This window comes from Ilumatobacter nonamiensis YM16-303 (assembly GCF_000350145.1).
In the GTDB taxonomy this organism is placed as follows: domain Bacteria; phylum Actinomycetota; class Acidimicrobiia; order Acidimicrobiales; family Ilumatobacteraceae; genus Ilumatobacter_A; species Ilumatobacter_A nonamiensis.
Genome location: NZ_BAOL01000351.1, coordinates 1 through 874 on the forward strand (window position 1 = coordinate 1; position 874 = coordinate 874).

General features: G+C 68.0%; 1 protein-coding gene. It reads right to left on the bottom strand.

The features are described 5' to 3' along the window. Nucleotides 1–56: 56 nt before the first annotated feature. Nucleotides 57–874, bottom strand: an 818-nt coding sequence (locus tag ON45_RS20610; protein WP_206537757.1) for an electron transfer flavoprotein subunit beta/FixA family protein, incomplete at its 5' end; no start/stop codon positions are given.

The following is an 874-nucleotide window of genomic DNA, read 5'->3' on the forward strand; positions in this document are numbered from 1 at the left end:
GCGCACGGAGCGCCGGACAAGTTCACGAGAACGGAAGGTTGGGGTCGGCTGGGGGGTCATGAGAGGAGGCCCAGTTCTCTGAGGAGTTCGACGGCCCGGGGTGCGGCGTCGGGGCCGTGACCGAGGATCACCGTCTCCGACACCTTCTCCTCCGGGCGGTCGAGACGGACCTTGGTCTGGCCGCCCGGAGCGGCATCGGAGGTCGTGACGTCGACGGCGAGCTTCTTCGACGCGAGCCGCCCGCGCATCGTCGGGTAGCGCGGCCAGGTGATCCCCTCCTTCACGCCGATCGCGCACGGCATCGGCAGGCGGTACACCTCGAAGCCGCGGTCGGTCTCGCGCCGCGCTTCCAACGTGGTCCCGTCGTCGGCGATCTCGATCCCCTTGATCGCGTTGACCATCGGACGGTCGAGGGCCCGAGCGACTCGGACACCGACCTGGAAGCCGCCCGTGTCGGCGGACTCGTTGCCGAAGATCATGACGTCGAACGCACCGTCGGCGTCCTCGATCGACCGGATCGCGTCGGTCAGGGCGCGTGCGGTCCGTTGCGGATCCCAGTCCATCGAATCGACGTCGACCAAGGTCGCCTTCGAGATTCCGATCGACGCTGCCCACCGACATTGCTCGTCGGCGTCGGACGTCCCGAGCGTCAGCACGTGCGACTCGCCTCCGTGCGCCTCGATCAACTGCACGGCGAGTTCGAGCGCACACTCCTCGTGGGGCGACATCGTGTGACCGAGGTTGGTTGCGTCGACCTGTTGGCCATCGTCGGTGATGTTGATCTTCGCGCCGGGGGCGGGCACCCGCTTCACGCACACCAGCACCCTCATCGGTCCGCTCCCGCGCCATTCCGTGTCAGACACCCGATGGTTCG